Raw genomic sequence first — 15929 nt, 5'->3', positions numbered from 1 at the left:
TATAGTTTCATTAACAAAATAGTTAACAGACTGAATGCTTAGGAGATTTTATGCCGCGTTTTGTACAAATTTTACAAATCTTGATCGCAATCGTTGTAGGTGGTTACGTGGGTGTGCAGATGATTTTGCACGGGATTGCTATTTTTAACACGGCGAACAACTGGTTTGCGGTGATGACCGTTGTCTTAGGCCTGTTATTAGAAATCTCACTGTTCGTTATTTATAAATTGATTGAAGAAGATTAAATTTACTCTTGATTCAATATCAAAGGCTCGTATTTTAAGTAAATGCGAGCCTTTGTTTTTTCTACAAAAAGCACAATGTGATATTCTCAATACACTTGCACTGGTTGTGACAGAAATAAGGTTGCCGCGCTTATTCGAACTTGAGGTTAATCAATGAAGATCAAACAAGAAGTGAATGATTTTGTAAAACGCAGTCTCGACCGACATTTACGGTTGGCAGTCACGGGCTTATCGCGTGCTGGTAAAACGGCGTTTATCACTTCACTCGTCAATCAGCTTTTAAATAGCTCAACTCAAGATAATTTGCCGCTTTTTGAATCGAGTCGCAACAAACAATTGTTGGGGGCTAAGCGTATCCCGCAAACGAATTTAATGGTGCCAAGATTTGATTATGATTTAGCGATAGAGCAACTCAATGCGACCCCACCACAATGGCCAGAGCCTACTCGAGATGTCAGTGAGATTCGTTTAGCGATTCGTTTTACCCCCAAAAAGGGTGCACGACGTTTATTAAAAAGTACGGCAACCCTGTATCTCGATATTGTTGATTATCCGGGCGAATGGTTACTCGATTTGCCTTTGCTTGATATGAGCTTTGAAGAATGGTCTCAAAGCCAAATGCAATTGCTTAAAGGGGAAAAAGCGGGCAGTGAACTACGCTCTACTTTGGCGAAACAATGGTTAGTGAAGCTGAATCATTTTGATATGTTTGCGCCGGCCAATGAAAACCGCGTGGCAGAATTGGCTAAAGCTTATACCGATTATCTTCATGCTTGCAAAGACGCCGGACTTCATTGGGTACAACCAGGGCGTTTTGTGTTACCGGGTGAACTAATTGGTGCGCCAGTATTGCAGTTTTTCCCTGTGGAAATAGAAACCGATGACAATGGCAAACCCGTTACCGAAATTAAGCGCAGTAGTGGTTATGCGATGTTGCGTTCACGCTTTAATGAGTACAAGAAGAAGATTGTTAAAGCCTTTTATCAAGAGCACTTTTCAACCTTTGATCGACAAATTGTGTTAGTGGACTGTTTGCAACCGCTCAACTCTGGCTATGATTCTTTTATGGATATGAGCGGGGCTATCAGTCAATTGATGCAAAGCTTTAAATATGGACGTAACTCGATATTAAAACGTCTATTCTCCGCTAAGATCGATAAAGTTTTATTTGCGGCCACCAAAGCGGATCACGTCACCCCTGATCAACATGTCAACATGGTGTCACTACTGCAACAATTGGTGCATGAAGCGTGGCAACATGTTTCTTATGAAGGCATTGATATGGAGTGTATAAGCTTAGCCTCAATTCAAGCTACGATGCCCGGTTATGCGCAAGCGGGAGAGACGACGCTGCAAGCAATTAAAGGCACGACCTTAGCAGAAGAAACCATTACACTTTTTCCTGGAGAAGTGCCACCTAAGCTGCCACAACGAGAATACTGGCAAGGCAATGGTTTTGAATTTTATCAATTTAGGCCATTAGTCATTCCGCATGATCAAGCGTTGCCGCATATTCGGATGGATAAAGCTTTGCAGTTTTTATTAGGGGATAAGTTGCGATGAGCCAAGATAAGCCAGAATATAAAACAAGGGTGGTTTTTACTAGCGATAAACCTGACTTGAATAGTGATAAATCAGATTTAAATAGTGAGAGATCACACTCAACCGATAAAGGTGCGCCGTACGCAGAGCCGAATGAGCCGTACTCATCAGATAAGGTAAGCCACACCATTCGCTTTGATGAGACCACTGAATTTGTGCCCATGACTCAAGCTCAATTGGAGTTAAGCGCAGAAAACCCACTTGAAAATGAGATGGTAAACATCATACGTCCACGTTCAAAGAAACGCTGGCTTGTTAGTGGTATGGTGGTGGCCTTTAGCGGTTTGGTTGGGTGGCAATGTGTTGAAAGTGTGGTGCAAGCTTATCAACAATCGGATTGGCTGACACTTGGTTGGACAGGGTTTATCGCCGCTCTCGCCTCATTGGGGATTAGCGCTACGCTAAAAGAGCTCTGGAAACTGCGTCGATTACGTAAACAATTGAGTAGCCAAGAGCAAGCGATGGATTTCATTGAATCTCATCATATCGGGCAAGCGAAACCTTTTTGTGAAGAACTGGCAAATCAAGCTGGCGTGACACTGGAACATGCCGGATACGATCGCTGGATCAAAACCGTGAATGACAATCACAATGACGCTGATGTGATTGAGCTTTACGATGATATGGTGATTGCTCAACAAGACAAGCAAGCGAAGAAGGTTGTCGCCACGTATTCAACAGAATCGGCCGTATTAGTCGCGGTGAGTCCACTGGCGATTGCTGACATGCTGCTTGTGGCGTGGCGTAATTTTAAAATGATCGATGAACTGGGCAAAATCTACGGCGTAGAGCTGGGGTATTGGTCACGCATTCGCTTAATCAAACTGGTATTTATTAATATGGCGGCGGCAGGAGCCAGTGAGCTGGCGGTCGATATCGGCACCAACGTGATGTCATTGGGAGTTGCCGGGAAAATATCCACTCGAGCAGCACAAGGTATTGGGGTTGGTTTACTGACTGGTCGACTTGGGATCAAAGCCATGGCTTTATTGCGTCCGTTACCATGGCGCAAAGATAAAGCAGTACGGTTAAGCGAGATCCGCAAGCTGGTGGTAGGTCGAGTCATGGGTAAATCGGAAGAAAAATAATAACGCTTTATATGTACACTAATGTCGTGGTTTATTCCGGTAGAACAAACCATGATAATAAGGTCTATACTTGCAGGTTAAAAACAGTGTGTAAACAAAGTCGCGCACTGTTATTGAAAAGGTTTTTCGTGATTAACCCGTCGCGTACGGTATTTTCTTGACGAAATTCCATACATACAACACACTACTGTCAACTTTTCGTGACACTTTGTAGGAACCAGAACGTGCGATTAGAAGTTCAATGCCAAGACCGTATTGGCCTTACCCGAGAATTATTAGACATCCTCGCTTCGAAAAACATTGATTTACGTGGAATCGAACTCAGCACCCACGGAATTGAAGTTGGACAACCGGGGGTTATCTATCTCAATTGCCCTGACGTAGAATTTCATACCTTCAGTGCCTTAATGGCGCAAATTCGTCAAATTAATGGGGTAACGGATGTTCGTAAAATTCCATTTATGCCGAGTGAACGTGAAAGCACTGAGCTAAATGCGATCCTAGATACTTTGCCCGATCCTGTAATTTCAATAAACCTGAAAGGGGATATTGAAATGGCTAACTTTTGTGCGTTATCCCTTTTTAAAGTGAGCGTCAAAGAAATTCAAACCTTTAGTATTTTTCATTACATTCCGAATTTAAAGTCTGCGCCTTGGTTTAAGGCCTTGTTTGGTGGCGAAATTAAACCTAAGCAAGGGCAGTTTGACGAAGGGCTATTGCGTTATCGCGATAAGATCACCATTGAAGGGCTCAATTATTTGATGGATGTGATGCCGGTGATGATTTACAGCGATTCTGGTGAAGCGATTCTGGCCAGTGCAGTGATCATGTTAAAGCCGATTGTCTTATCCGAAACCAAACTGACCTCCATTCCTGATTATAATCCGCTGGGATTTGAACACTTTGTTGGGGTATCTAACCATCATCAGCGTTTAATTTCGCAAGCGAAAAAGCTCGCCATGCTTGATCAACCGTTGTTGATTGAAGGGGAAACAGGAACCGGTAAAGAAATGTTGGCACGAGCCTGCCATAATCGCTCACATCGTTCTAATGAACCATTCTTAGTGTTAAGTTGTGCTTCTATGCCAGATGATGCTGCTGAAACCGAACTTTTCGGTAATGCTGCGGGGGCGTTTAACCATGAAGTGGCACAAAAAGGTATTTTCGAACAAGCCGACAAAGGCACTGTCTTTCTCGATGAAATTGGGGAAATGAGCCCTCATTTACAAATCAAGTTACTGCGTTTTTTACAAGATGGTTCATTCCGCCGAGTCGGGGAAGAAAAAGAAATGCATGTAGATGTGAGAGTGATCGCCTCAACCAAACAAACCTTATCGCAATTGACGCAATCAGGCTCGTTCCGCGAAGATTTATATTACCGTTTAAATGTTCTTAATTTAAGTATTCCGTCAATACGAGAACGCAGTAGTGATGTCTTGCCGTTAGTGGATATGTTCGTGGCGAAATATGCTCAACAACTGGGTTTGAAAGTACCCAGTTACGATGAGGATTTGATTGAACAACTCACCTTGTATCCTTGGCCGGGTAATATTCGTCAATTAGAAAACTCGGTTTTACGTGCTATGACTCAACTTGATGATGATGTTCTGAAATTTGAGCATTTCCAACTACCCACTTTGCAAGCCAGCCGATCTGTATTTGACACTCAATCGGAAATTTTCACGCTCGAAGGATCGTTAGATGAAATGATGCGTAAGCACGAAGCGCAAATTTTGGAGCGTTTATATCAATCCTTCCCATCAAGCCGTAAGTTGGCAAAACGCCTAGAAGTGTCACATACCTCGATTGCCAACAAATTACGTGATTATGGGATCAGAAAATCATAATGGAACGATTACATAAACAGATTGAGCTACTAATGGAGCTTGATAAACTCAAAACCGTATTGCGCCGTACGCGCGTGAAATCGGCAGAAGGGCGTTTAGAAAATACAGCTGAGCATAGTTGGCACGTGGCTTTAATGGCATTGTTACTAGAAGAGCACGCCAATGAGCCAGTCGATATCACCAAAGTCGTTAAAATGTTATTGCTACATGACGTGGTTGAGATCGATGCGGGTGATACGTTTGTGTATGATACGGCGGCGTCACAAGTGCAAGCTGACAATGAATTAAAAGCCGCTAAGCGTTTGTTTGGCATGTTACCGCAAGAGCAAGGCGACGCATTTATGGCAATTTGGCAAGAGTTTGAAGCGGCGCAAACCGCAGAAGCCAAATTTGCGAAATCTTTAGACCGACTGATCCCCATGTTGTTGAACTATTATAATAATGGTCAAAGCTGGATGGAGCACGGTGTAACGAAAACTCAAGCGTTAACCGTCAATGCAAGAATTGAATATGGTTCTGCCGCATTATGGGATAAAGCACAGCAAATGGTTGCCGATGCCGTGAATAATGGCTGGTTAAAAGATCAATAATACAAAGCGAGATGTTATGCCTTATATACCTTTGGACGAATACCAAAGAAAATGGATTTTCACCCATCAATCCATGCCTGTACCCGCAGAAGATTTAGTGCAAATTAAGCCTATTCCACCGCAACGAGCTGCTCAACTGTGGATTGAAAATATCAGCAAACAAAGTCCAGATGCAGAACGGTTAAGTCCGTCAGATTGGGCAAGCAAAGCCAGTAATTGGCATGATGAAATTGATTGGTCAGAAGCGTGGGAGGCCGATGAGCCTGAGTTACCACAAGCGATTTTAGATTATATTAATTGGCAAGATGATGTGACGGTTTACTTTTGTTATGAGAAGTACAACATTATCGAAACCAAGTGGTCAGTGTTTAAAAAGCATTGGAAAAACTTTTTATTTTTCGATGATGGCCCGCTCTTAATTGGTCGTCGTCGCTCTGAAGTTTTATGGTTTAACACCAATGGCACGGTGAAGCTTGGTCAACGTGTCTAATATTAATCACTTATAATTAGTACGATTGGTATAAGCCCCAACAACGCTAAATTACCAACAAAAATGCCGCTTAACATAAAGCGGCATTTTTTTATTGAATTCAATATGTTGAATTACTTCTTACGGCAGTACTCAGCGATGATGTACATAGATTGGCCGTTTGCTTTACCTGAAATCAATTTAGGATCATCGGCAAGGCTAATACCACGTACAACCGTACCTTGTTTGATGACTTGAGAAGAACCTTTGATTGGTAGGTCTTTAATGATGGTAACGTCGTCACCTTTTTTAAGCTCCACACCATTTACGTCACGAGGTTTTTCTTCGTCTTCATCCATGCCGATTTCAGCCCAGTTCTTGGTTTCGTCTTCTAGATACATCATATCTAAAAGTTCGTTAGCCCAAGTTTCACCTTTACGAGAAAGATGAGTCAGTTGACGCCATGCAAGCACTTGTACTTGTGGTACTTGGCTCCACATGCTGTCGTTAAGACAACGCCAGTGGTTTACATCCATGTCTTCTGGAGATTCAACTTGTGCGCGACAAGTGTCACAAATCATAACCGCGTGATCAACGGTGATTTGGGTGTGAGGTGCCACAACAAATGGAGCCAATGATGTAGTTGAAGAGCATAGCTCACATTTTGATTCGCAACGGGCAAGTAGCGTAGCTTCTGTTGACATAATGTTTACCTAATATGTTCAAGGATGAATTTTAAGCCCGCTATTATCCATGTTATCCATACTAATTAAAAGGAAATATGGTGTTTAAGTGGGTAAATTCAGTATAGATAAATAATCACGCGCGGTTTATTTCATGATATTTCGCTGAATTGAGTCTGATCTCAGGTTAAAAATAGCAGACATCAAAAGATTACTACTATGTGATCTATCAATGGTATTGGATGAGGTGTTGAACTTGTGTAAACTGAGCGTCATATTGCAGTAGGGAGAATAAGGTAATTATGAGTAAGTTGATTTTTGGGATCCTACTCGTTGCACTTGGCGTTGGTATTGGAATCAAATACCAAGATGAGATCATGGATGTCCTAAATTTACGTGATATGGAAGAAGTTCAAGACTCTATCGAAGATGCAGCTGACCGTTTCCAATCTGGTATGGATTCTCTATCCGATACCGTGAGTCAATTAGCGCAACAACATTGATCTTATAAATTAAGGTTTAACATACTCACTGACGCTTAACGTATTGATTTATAAGTCAGGAATGACTTTTTAAAAATGACCCATCGAAATATGGGTCATTTTTTATGCTTTAAATTCCGTTCAATTTTCTGTTCTATCAAGCCGTGCTGAGTACGCTTACTGTTTGATGGCGGTGTAACCGTAACTTGCAATCAAACTCTGGCCTTCTTTCGATAACACATAATCTAAAAATTGTTTGGCAGGAGCCTTCAAACTGTCTTTTTTATACACCACGAGGAAAGGGCGAGCTAATTTATATTGTTCTGACGAAATATTTTCCGCCGTAGGAGCAATGCCATCTAATTTAATCGCTTTTATTGATTTATCGAGTGAGCCGATGGAAACAAAACCTATCGCTTGGGTGTTGTGATTGATTAAGGTTTTCATCATGCCGTTACTATTTACGACCAGATTTTTGGCATGAATATTAGAAACATGGTGTTGATTGACAACTTTGGTTAAGCCGAGCAAGGTTTCAAAGCTGTAACGAGAGCCAGAAGAGGCTTCGCGTGTCACCACCGCAATGGCTTGATCATGACCACCAACTTCTTTCCAATTTTTAATTTCACCTAAATAAATTTTGGCTAATTGTTCACGTGTTAATGTATCAACGGGGTTTAAGATATTGGTCGCAATAGCCAGCCCGTCATGAGCAATAGGGACAATCGCAATGTGATCCTTGGCTTCTCCCTCGGTTAAATAACGCGAACTCATGCCTAAATCTGCTACACCTTTAGTGGCTAGTACAATACCAGCGGTAGAGTCTACCGCTTGAACCGCAATATAATCATCAGGGTGAGTTTGATTATATTTTTCGGCTAACACATCCATAACCCGCGCAACAGAACTGGAACCTGATACTACAATTTGCTTGGCTTGCACCGTTGAAATAAGTACCAGAGAAGATAAAAGGGAAGCGAGCAATACTCGAAACATGTGAACATCTCCGACAATTAATTAAGATGAAAAATATTATATGTCTTTCCTGTGACATTTCTGTGAATCAAAGGAGATTTTTAATTTAAATTTAGTTACTTATTGTTAATGATGGTGGCTGGCTTGCTGCTTTTATTTAGGTAGAGAAGGCAGCGTTAATCTCGTCGTTTGAGGATTATTTGATGAGCAGCTAGGATTATTGGAGAAAGAAGGCGGATAATCATTAAGAGCATTCGAACATCAAGGAGGCGGAAGCTTATGTGCAGTGAGCTAGATTGGTGGCGTTTGATGAAACGAGCGGAACAATTGTGTCATTATCGCAATGGTAGTGTACCGGTTGGACAGGGGAAAGCGTGTTTTGAAGGCGATCAGCAGCGCCATGTTATCATTTTCTCTAATGAAATTTATTCCATTGACTCAATGCATTGTGACCATCTTCTTGAAGTGGCAAAAATGAACTATGACTCAAAACATGAACGGTGGGAATTGTATATCAACAATGCCGATAGCAATGCGTTATCCGAACCTGAATGGTTGCCGCACCCCATTCACTTTGCTCATCAAGATGCTATGTTTTTATTAGCGGTCGTTGAAAAAGATGCTGAGGAATGTATTTGGGGTTAAATCATATTTAAGGTAAACCATATTGATCGTTAAACTCTATATGCAGTTAAGCCCAAAAAATAAACCAAAGCAAAAAGGCTACTCAGAGTATGAGTAGCCTTTGATTTATCTTTAGCTCACTTGTAAACACCGCTTAAAATAGCGGCTCAGTTTTACTGTGTGTCGCTTGGCGGTACTTTGGTTGCCTGATTTTCTGGTGTTGAGTCAGCTTCTTTTGATGACTTAGCTTCTTTTGAGGACTCAGCTTCGCCAGCCATATTCACTTCGTCAGTTACCTTAGTTTCAACAGAGTCAGGCAGTGGTGCAAAAGTCTGTGTCGGTTTCGCAACAATATTTCGGTTTTCGATGCTGACTTTAATTAAGGTGACTTCAATAACATCACCTAATTTAAACTCAACATGACCGTCGATTTGAATCGTGCCCAATTCACGAGAAGCAGAAATGCGCTCTTTATTGTCTATGATTTGAGAACATGGAATAAAGGCCGCTGCGCCATTTTCTAATAAACGAACACGCGCTCCAGCACGGTTGATATCAAAAATTTCGGCTTGGAATTTGGTCTCGTTTTTCGGTTCATTAAGTAAGGTACGAGCGTATAGCCAATCAGCCACGTTGCGCTCTGCCATATTGTGGAAGCGACGACACAAAGACAGTTCTTCACCGACTGTTTCATCGGGGACTTGTACCGGCTCTTTGTTCAATACCAAAGCTTTGAGCATACGATGGTTAATCATGTCGCCGTATTTACGAATAGGAGAAGTCCAAGTCGCGTAAATATCTAGCCCCATAGCAAAGTGTTGCTCAGGTTGATGATTAATTTCGCTATAAGCTTGGAATTTACGAATACGGTTATCTAAATAACTTTCTTCTTGTGCTGCCAGCCAACGACGCAGAGCACTGAAGCCTTCTAGGGTAGTAATGCTTTCAACCGTAAAAGGCAGTTCACCATTTGGGTTAGTCAGTTCAATGACTTCTTTTAATTTGTCTTCTTTAAAACCCGCATGAGTATTAAAAATACCCGAATTGAAGGCTGATTTCAGCGCAGTACCAGCACAGATATTCGCTGTGATCATGGCTTCTTCAACTAATTTATTGGCGGTGCGGCGCATATCGGCATGAATGGCGATGACGTCGTTATCTTCGCTAAGTTCAAAACGATAGTCAGGACGACCTGGGAAAACAACCGCATGGTTTTGACGCCATTGTGCACGAGCTTGAGCCAATTGATGTAAGCTTGAAACGACTTGAGCAATGGTTTCGTTGGGTTGCCACTGCTCACTTGAGCCGGTTTCTAACCAATCTGAAACAGGGTCATAAGCAAGGCGGGCATGTGATTGAATGTTCGCAGCAAAAAACTCAATATCATTACCGATCACACCATCTTTAGAGACCGTTACCGAGCAGCATAACGCCACACGAAGTTCATCTTGTTTTAATGAACACAAATCATCAGCCAAATCACGTGGCAACATTGGAATATTACGACCAGGTAGATAAATGGTGAAGCCACGCTTACGGGCGACAGTGTCCATATCTGAGTCAGGCGTGATATAAGCAGTTGGGTCAGCAATCGCAATGGTTAATTTAAAGTCCCCATTATCGGTGGTTTCTGCATACAAAGCATCGTCCATATCTTTGGTCGATTCGCCATCAATTGTCACAAATGGAATGTGGGTTAAATCACGACGCTGTAATGCTTCATCATCTTTTAACTGCCAAGTTTCACCTTCAGGTAAGCCTTGAGGTTCACTGTTAGGTAAATCATTTTGTGCCAATGTTACCCACCAAGGCGCAATTTTATCGTCGGCATCGGTGATTTTTTCTGAAATTTCAACAAAAAAGTTGTCTTTATCACAGTCTTTAGCAAGCGGGTGATCGACTAAATGAGCCACAACCCAATCACCGTCTTTCAGAGTTTCAGGGTTCAAACCTTTACGAGCTTTGGCTTTTAAAGAAAGCTTTTTCAGTTGAGGATGATCTGGAACGACATTCAATCGGCCTTTAAATAGCTTAATACGCGCAATAAAACGTGTTAAAGCAGGTTCAATTAACTCATCCGGTTCTGCGCTTTCTTTATCATTTTCAGAACGAATAATGGCAATAACTTTATCACCATGAATACACTTCTTCATGAAGTTGGGCGCAATGAAATAACTGGTTTTATTATCAACTTCTAAAAACCCAAATGATTTGTCTGTTGCTTTTACCGTACCTTCTTTCTTTGGTAGGTTTTCTTTCATCTGTTGTTTAAGTTGCGCAAGTAAAGGATTGTCTGAAAACATGTGTGTAATTCTTTAACTATTTTGAGTGAAAATTTATCGGCACACTATAATGATTGCCGTCGGGGATTACCACTTTATTAAAGTAAAACTGTTTAGAAGGTAAAAATCTAATGTGCGCTCTTGACCTTAGATTCATACTATTTTTTATTTTTGATGGACTTTTAGACGGCTAGATATAAAGGTTTTTTATGGTTTTTTATGAAATATGAGCGAATAACAGTAAAAATGTGATGAAATTCAATTTTTCCTAGCTTTTTTTATGATTGTCAGGCAGAATACGCCTCCCTTATAGATGTCCCGCAACAGCTTAAGGCGTTTTCTACCTAATCCATGATATGTATGGATACTAGATTTTAGGGTAGGTATTAGAGGTAGTTGAGCTGAATGGGACCGAGATTTTCCTTAAAATTAGTAGGAACCCCATGTCAGAAAATCAAATCAAATTTGTCGATCTAGATCTTAACCAAGATATTCTTTCAGCTCTAAACTCGATGGGATTTGAAACACCAACTCCAATTCAAGCTGCGTCAATTCCTCACCTTTTAGAAGGTAAAGATGCACTAGGTAAAGCACAGACAGGTACAGGTAAAACTGCCGCGTTCTCTTTGCCGATCTTGAATAAAATCGATCTTAAGCAATATAAACCACAAACCATCATCATGGCGCCAACTCGTGAGTTAGCGATCCAAGTTGCTGCTGAAATCAAAACACTAGGTCAAAACATCAAAGGCCTAAACGTGACAGAGATTTACGGTGGTGCCTCTATCGTTGAACAAATGCGTGCTTTGAAAAAAGGTTCTCACATTGTTGTGGGTACGCCGGGACGTGTAAAAGATCTTATTAATCGTCGCTCTTTACAGCTAGACGAAGTAAAAACCTTCGTTTTAGATGAAGCAGACGAAATGCTTAAAATGGGTTTTGTTGATGATGTAACTTGGATCATGGAACAAGCACCTGAATCAGCACAACGTGTTTTATTCTCTGCAACCATGCCTCCAATGGTGAAAACCATCGTTGATCGCTTCCTACGTAATCCTGCACGTGTTGACGTTGCTGGTGAAAACCGTACGGTTGCAAAAGTTGAGCAAAACTTCTGGGTCGTAAAAGGCGTAGAGAAAGACGAAGCAATGACTCGTCTACTTGAAACAGAAGACACAGATGCTTCAATCGTATTCGTTCGTACACGTCAAGATACTGAGCGTTTATCTGATTGGTTATCAGCACGTGGCTTTAAATCAGCTGCACTTCATGGTGATATCCCTCAAGCTCAGCGTGAACGTACCGTTGATAACATCAAACGTGGCGTGATCGATATTCTTGTCGCAACCGACGTTGTTGCTCGTGGTCTTGATGTGCCGCGTATTACGCACGTATTCAACTACGATATCCCATTTGATACTGAATCTTACATCCACCGTATTGGTCGTACAGGCCGTGCTGGACGTACAGGTAAAGCGATCTTGCTTGTTCGCCCAAATCAAATGCGCATGCTACGCACCATTGAGCGTGTTACTAAATCAGGTATGGAAGAAATTCAACTTCCACAACGTGATAAAGTGGCAGAAGCTCGTTTAGTGAAATTGAGCGCAGAGCTTGAAGCCGATAAAGAAAACGCATCGTTAGATAGCTTTGTTGAGTTGATTGAAAAACTGCAAACGTCTTTAGAGATCGATGCCGCGACATTAGCTGCTATCTTGCTAAAACGTCAACAAGGTAAACGTCCTTTATTCTATAAAGGCCCAGACCCAATGATCGAAGCGATTGAGCGTGATAACAAACGTCGTAAAGAGCGTCGTGAAAACCCTCGTGACGGTGGCCGTGGTGAAGGTCGTTCATTCGGTGGCAACAAGCAAGATTGGGATACTTACCAATTACAAGTTGGCCGTGATAGTGGCGTTCAAGTTAAAGACATCGTTGGCGCATTAGCAAACGAATTAGGTTTAACTAAACATTCAATCGGTGCGATTAAACTTGCACAAGGTCATACATTTGTTCAGTTACCGAAAGCAATGACTTCAGAAGTGGCTGGCAAACTTAAGAAATTACGCATTCGTCAAAAAGAAGTCGGTGCTGTGGTTTGTGATTTTGATGACTTCCGTGAGTCTCGTGGCCCTCGTTCTGGCGGTCCTCGTCGTGAAGGCGGACGTGATGGTGGCGGTTTCCGCGGTCGTGGTGGTGAAGGCCATCGTGGTCGTCGTGAAGGCAATGGTGGTGAGCGTCGTTTTGATCGCAACCGTGGCCCTAAAAGCAAACCGGCTCCACGTGGTAACCGCGAAAGTTAATTAATCTTCACTACTGTTTGTAGTTAGTTTTAAAAGCCGAGATTACGATAAGTTATCTCGGCTTTTTGCATTAATGGGCCTATACATTAATTGAATTTATTTTCTTACTAAAAGAAATCCTGACTTGTCTTAGATCAATCAATTTTGTAACCATTTCTGAAATTACCAAAATAAAGTTGAAAGATTAAAAAAATATTGAATAATGTAATGCAAAGAACACTATTCACGACTATAGTGTGTATCTTCACAAAAGGTAGAAAGAGAATCTCATGTCAAATCAATATGTATTAGTGATCAATTCCGGCAGTTCTTCATTAAAATTTGCCGTTATCAATTCAGTCACAGGGGATGCCGTTTTAACGGGGCTAGGTGAATGTTTTGGACTAGAAGATTCTAGAATGAGTTGGAAGTACCAAGGAGAAAAGACATCCGAAGCTATCCAATATGATGGTAGCCATCATCAATACGCTGTAGAACGCGTAGTGAAGCTTCTAAATACTTTAGGGCTAACTTCTGATTTTGTTGCTGTTGGACACCGTATCGTAGCCGGCGGTGAAACTTTCAAAGGCACAGTGCAAGTAGATGAAAAAGTGATTGAAGAAGTTGAGCGCCTTGCTGAACTTGCTCCTCTTCATAACAAAGCAAACGCAGAAGGGATGAGAGCGGCAATGAAAGCTTTCCCATCTCTACCACAATTTGCTGTATTCGATACTGCTTTCCACCAAACTATGCCACCGAAAGCGTTTATGTACGCGCTTCCTTATGAATTATATGAACAACATAAAGTACGTCGTTATGGTGCTCATGGTACAAGCCACTATTATGTCAGTCGTGAAGCGGCAAAAATGGTGAACAAGCCAGTTGATAACAGCAGCTACATTACAGTTCACTTAGGTAATGGTGCTTCTGTTAGCGCAGTTAAAAATGGCCAATGTGTTGATACCAGTATGGGTTTAACACCATTAGCAGGTCTAATGATGGGTACTCGTTGTGGTGATATCGACCCAAGCGTTATCGAATTCCTGTTCCGTAAAGGCTGGGAAAAAGATGAATTGTTCGAAATGTTGAACAAAAAATCTGGCTTCCTAGGTGTATCAGGTATCACAAGCGATGCTCGTGGCGTATTAGAAGCAATGGATGAAGGCAATGCTCGTGCTAAATTAGCATTCGAAATCTTCACTTACCGTGTTGCGAAATACATCACTTCTTACTTAGCTTCATTAGATTCTCTAGATGCGATTGTCTTCACTGGCGGCATCGGTGAAAACTCACTTCCAATTCGTCGTGAGATTTTAAATAACTTGAAAATTCTTGGCTTCGTTGAAGACGAGAAAGGTAATGAAGCCGCAAGATTTGGTGAGGGTGGCGAAATTGGTTCATCTGAGCTATTAGGTGCTAAAGCGTTGGTTATCCCAACCAATGAAGAATTCGTGATTGCACAGCAGTCAGTTGAATTACTGAAATAAGCTTAAATCATTATGAAGAAAAGCGAGCCCAAGTGGCTCGTTTTTTTTGTTTATCATATTGGAGATTGTTTTCTTATAACTCAACATCACGCGCTCTTAATTCATGCCTTTTTTGCCCAAAGAGAAAAACTTGGTATTTATAACCAAGGTAAGGATGGGGAAGTTAAGTGCGTATGAATCAGAAATATAGATCTGTTTTCGATTAGTGTTAGATACTGAGTAAATCTACAGCCCTTTACTATGAGTTTGTTTTAATGAACTATATGGATTATTTCCGTCTAATAACTTGTTAGGCTACAAAACAGGAGGTTAACTTTGACTTGTGTTATATGTCTTGGTGAAAACGAAATATCTGATGAAAACCCACTAACTGACGAACATATAGTCCCAGAATTCATTGGTGGAAATCTTGTAGTCAAAAACGTCTGTAAAACTTGCAACTGTAATTTAGGTAGTGGTTTTGAAGGACGCTTGGCTAACAACTTTTATTTTCAGCTAGCACGTCAGGTTCACGATATTAAAGGTAAGCAGCTATCTGCACCTAATGCCTTTACAGGCACATATGAACATGCAGAGCTCGGAAAAGTCCGAGTTGATGACAAAAACAATATGATTGTTTTCCCTGAGATAGACATTGACCAGCAGGATTCTAACTTCAGCATTTCCCTAAGAATTGATAAAACAGAGCAACGTCAAGTGAAGAAAATGCTTAGAACGAAGCTCCAGCGTCATTTTAAAAGTCAAGGAAAGACTGTTTCTAAAAATCAGCTTGCACAACTAGAAAGTCACTTATGGGAAAATGCTACCATTAGTAAACGCTCAGTAGAAAAGCCCCAGTTTACTGGGAATTTTGTATGGGATGTAAATGACCATAATCTTCTACATTTAAAAATTGCGTATGAGTTGCTTATTTACCATTTTGGAAATAGTTATCTACAAGACCAAACTGCTGACAAAATCAGACTTAGCCTCAAAAATCAGAAAATGCTCGATGAGGTATTTTTCACCAATCAGCTTGAACTAAGTGAGTTAGCTTCATTGTTTGATGACCAAAACCACTGGGTTTACATTGTACGAAATTTTTGTGTAGTTAGTATCTTTGGGCAACTTTCATCAGTCATATTCACAGACTCAATTTCAGATTTCTATGAAGTTCAAGGTGTCGTCTATAAATTTGATATCAAGTCAGGAAAACATGAAAAAATGCCACTTTTTGCGCTCATGAAGTAACCTAACAAGATAATTAGACTCCCTATCTAATAACAGGCTAACT

The 15929-nt window shown here is 41.2% G+C and carries 13 protein-coding genes and 1 pseudogene; 11 read left to right on the top strand and 3 right to left on the bottom strand.

The features are described 5' to 3' along the window. Positions 1-50 precede the first annotated feature (50 nt). The 6 genes from VCA1004_RS06180 (at position 51) to VCA1004_RS06155 (ending at position 5862) form a co-directional block, all read left to right on the top strand. Positions 51-245, top strand: a complete 195-nt coding sequence (locus VCA1004_RS06180; RefSeq protein ID WP_086984218.1) for a hypothetical protein — start codon at positions 51-53, stop codon at positions 243-245. 153 nt (positions 246-398) lie between these two features. Further along, on the top strand, positions 399-1808 hold the full coding sequence (locus VCA1004_RS06175) for a YcjX family GTP-binding protein (protein WP_086984220.1): 1410 nt from the start codon (positions 399-401) through the stop codon (positions 1806-1808). Then, positions 1805-2935, top strand: coding sequence for a YcjF family protein (locus tag VCA1004_RS06170; protein WP_086984222.1), 1131 nt, complete (start codon positions 1805-1807; stop codon positions 2933-2935). Before VCA1004_RS06175 ends, VCA1004_RS06170 begins: the two co-directional genes overlap by 4 nt. Positions 2936-3159: 224 nt before the next feature. After that, positions 3160-4782 carry a transcriptional regulator TyrR gene (gene tyrR / locus VCA1004_RS06165; protein ID WP_086984224.1) on the top strand — a complete coding sequence of 541 codons (1623 nt, stop codon included), beginning with the start codon at positions 3160-3162 and terminating at the stop codon, positions 4780-4782. Next, a complete protein-coding gene (locus VCA1004_RS06160; protein WP_086984226.1) occupies positions 4782-5372 on the top strand; it encodes an HD domain-containing protein in 591 nt (196 codons plus the stop codon). The genes tyrR and VCA1004_RS06160 overlap by 1 nt, the downstream gene beginning before the upstream one ends. Positions 5373-5388: 16 nt before the next feature. Further along, complete coding sequence (locus VCA1004_RS06155; RefSeq protein ID WP_086984228.1) at positions 5389-5862, top strand: DUF2947 domain-containing protein; 474 nt, start codon at positions 5389-5391, stop codon at positions 5860-5862. A 113-nt stretch (positions 5863-5975) separates the two neighbouring features. Here VCA1004_RS06155 and VCA1004_RS06150 read toward each other — a convergent pair whose 3' ends face one another. After that, entirely contained in the window at positions 5976-6545 is a 570-nt protein-coding gene (locus VCA1004_RS06150; RefSeq protein WP_086984230.1) for a PhnA domain-containing protein, read from the bottom strand. A 281-nt stretch (positions 6546-6826) separates the two neighbouring features. On the opposite strand from VCA1004_RS06150, the gene VCA1004_RS06145 reads away from it, so the two are divergent. Next, positions 6827-7027, top strand: a complete 201-nt coding sequence (locus VCA1004_RS06145) for a hypothetical protein (RefSeq protein WP_086984232.1) — start codon at positions 6827-6829, stop codon at positions 7025-7027. Between the two features lie 156 nt (positions 7028-7183). Here VCA1004_RS06145 and VCA1004_RS06140 read toward each other — a convergent pair whose 3' ends face one another. After that, a complete protein-coding gene (locus VCA1004_RS06140; protein WP_086984234.1) occupies positions 7184-8002 on the bottom strand; it encodes a phosphate ABC transporter substrate-binding protein in 819 nt (272 codons plus the stop codon). A gap of 258 nt (positions 8003-8260) precedes the next feature. Between VCA1004_RS06140 and VCA1004_RS06135 the strand changes: the two genes are divergently transcribed. Continuing rightward, positions 8261-8626 carry a DUF3024 domain-containing protein gene (locus VCA1004_RS06135; protein ID WP_086984236.1) on the top strand — a complete coding sequence of 122 codons (366 nt, stop codon included), beginning with the start codon at positions 8261-8263 and terminating at the stop codon, positions 8624-8626. A gap of 278 nt (positions 8627-8904) precedes the next feature. On the opposite strand, the pseudogene rnb reads toward VCA1004_RS06135, so the two are convergent. Then, positions 8905-10908, bottom strand: a pseudogene (rnb, locus tag VCA1004_RS06130) (exoribonuclease II); the annotation flags it as partial. Positions 10909-11330: 422 nt separating this feature from the next. On the opposite strand from rnb, the gene VCA1004_RS06125 reads away from it, so the two are divergent. From VCA1004_RS06125 to VCA1004_RS06115, 3 genes are all read left to right on the top strand, one after another. Further along, positions 11331-13190: a DEAD/DEAH box helicase gene (locus VCA1004_RS06125; RefSeq protein ID WP_086984240.1), complete on the top strand. Its 1860-nt coding sequence runs from the start codon at positions 11331-11333 to the stop codon at positions 13188-13190. A 269-nt stretch (positions 13191-13459) separates the two neighbouring features. After that, positions 13460-14656: an acetate/propionate family kinase gene (locus VCA1004_RS06120; protein ID WP_086984242.1), complete on the top strand. Its 1197-nt coding sequence runs from the start codon at positions 13460-13462 to the stop codon at positions 14654-14656. A gap of 315 nt (positions 14657-14971) precedes the next feature. Continuing rightward, on the top strand, positions 14972-15886 hold the full coding sequence (locus VCA1004_RS06115; RefSeq protein WP_086984244.1) for an HNH endonuclease: 915 nt from the start codon (positions 14972-14974) through the stop codon (positions 15884-15886). Positions 15887-15929: the final 43 nt, after the last annotated feature.

It is taken from the genome of Vibrio aphrogenes, from assembly GCF_002157735.2.
GTDB classification, from domain to species: Bacteria; Pseudomonadota; Gammaproteobacteria; order Enterobacterales; family Vibrionaceae; genus Vibrio; species Vibrio aphrogenes.
The sequence above is the reverse complement of the archived record's forward strand: the minus strand, read 5'-3'. Positions and strand labels throughout refer to the sequence as shown.

Excerpts from the sequence above, each read along its gene's own strand:
- VCA1004_RS06140 (WP_086984234.1), bottom strand. The coding sequence starts at position 8,002 with ATGTTTCGAGTATTGCTCGCTTCCCTTTTATCTTCTCTGGTACTTATT.
- VCA1004_RS06170 (WP_086984222.1), top strand. The coding sequence starts at position 1,805 with ATGAGCCAAGATAAGCCAGAATATAAAACAAGGGTGGTTTTTACTAGC.
- VCA1004_RS06180 (WP_086984218.1), top strand. The coding sequence starts at position 51 with ATGCCGCGTTTTGTACAAATTTTACAAATCTTGATCGCAATCGTTGTA.
- VCA1004_RS06155 (WP_086984228.1), top strand. The coding sequence starts at position 5,389 with ATGCCTTATATACCTTTGGACGAATACCAAAGAAAATGGATTTTCACC.
- VCA1004_RS06160 (WP_086984226.1), top strand. The coding sequence starts at position 4,782 with ATGGAACGATTACATAAACAGATTGAGCTACTAATGGAGCTTGATAAA.
- VCA1004_RS06145 (WP_086984232.1), top strand. The coding sequence starts at position 6,827 with ATGAGTAAGTTGATTTTTGGGATCCTACTCGTTGCACTTGGCGTTGGT.
- VCA1004_RS06135 (WP_086984236.1), top strand. The coding sequence starts at position 8,261 with ATGTGCAGTGAGCTAGATTGGTGGCGTTTGATGAAACGAGCGGAACAA.
- VCA1004_RS06175 (WP_086984220.1), top strand. The coding sequence starts at position 399 with ATGAAGATCAAACAAGAAGTGAATGATTTTGTAAAACGCAGTCTCGAC.
- VCA1004_RS06125 (WP_086984240.1), top strand. The coding sequence starts at position 11,331 with ATGTCAGAAAATCAAATCAAATTTGTCGATCTAGATCTTAACCAAGAT.
- VCA1004_RS06120 (WP_086984242.1), top strand. The coding sequence starts at position 13,460 with ATGTCAAATCAATATGTATTAGTGATCAATTCCGGCAGTTCTTCATTA.
- VCA1004_RS06150 (WP_086984230.1), bottom strand. The coding sequence starts at position 6,545 with ATGTCAACAGAAGCTACGCTACTTGCCCGTTGCGAATCAAAATGTGAG.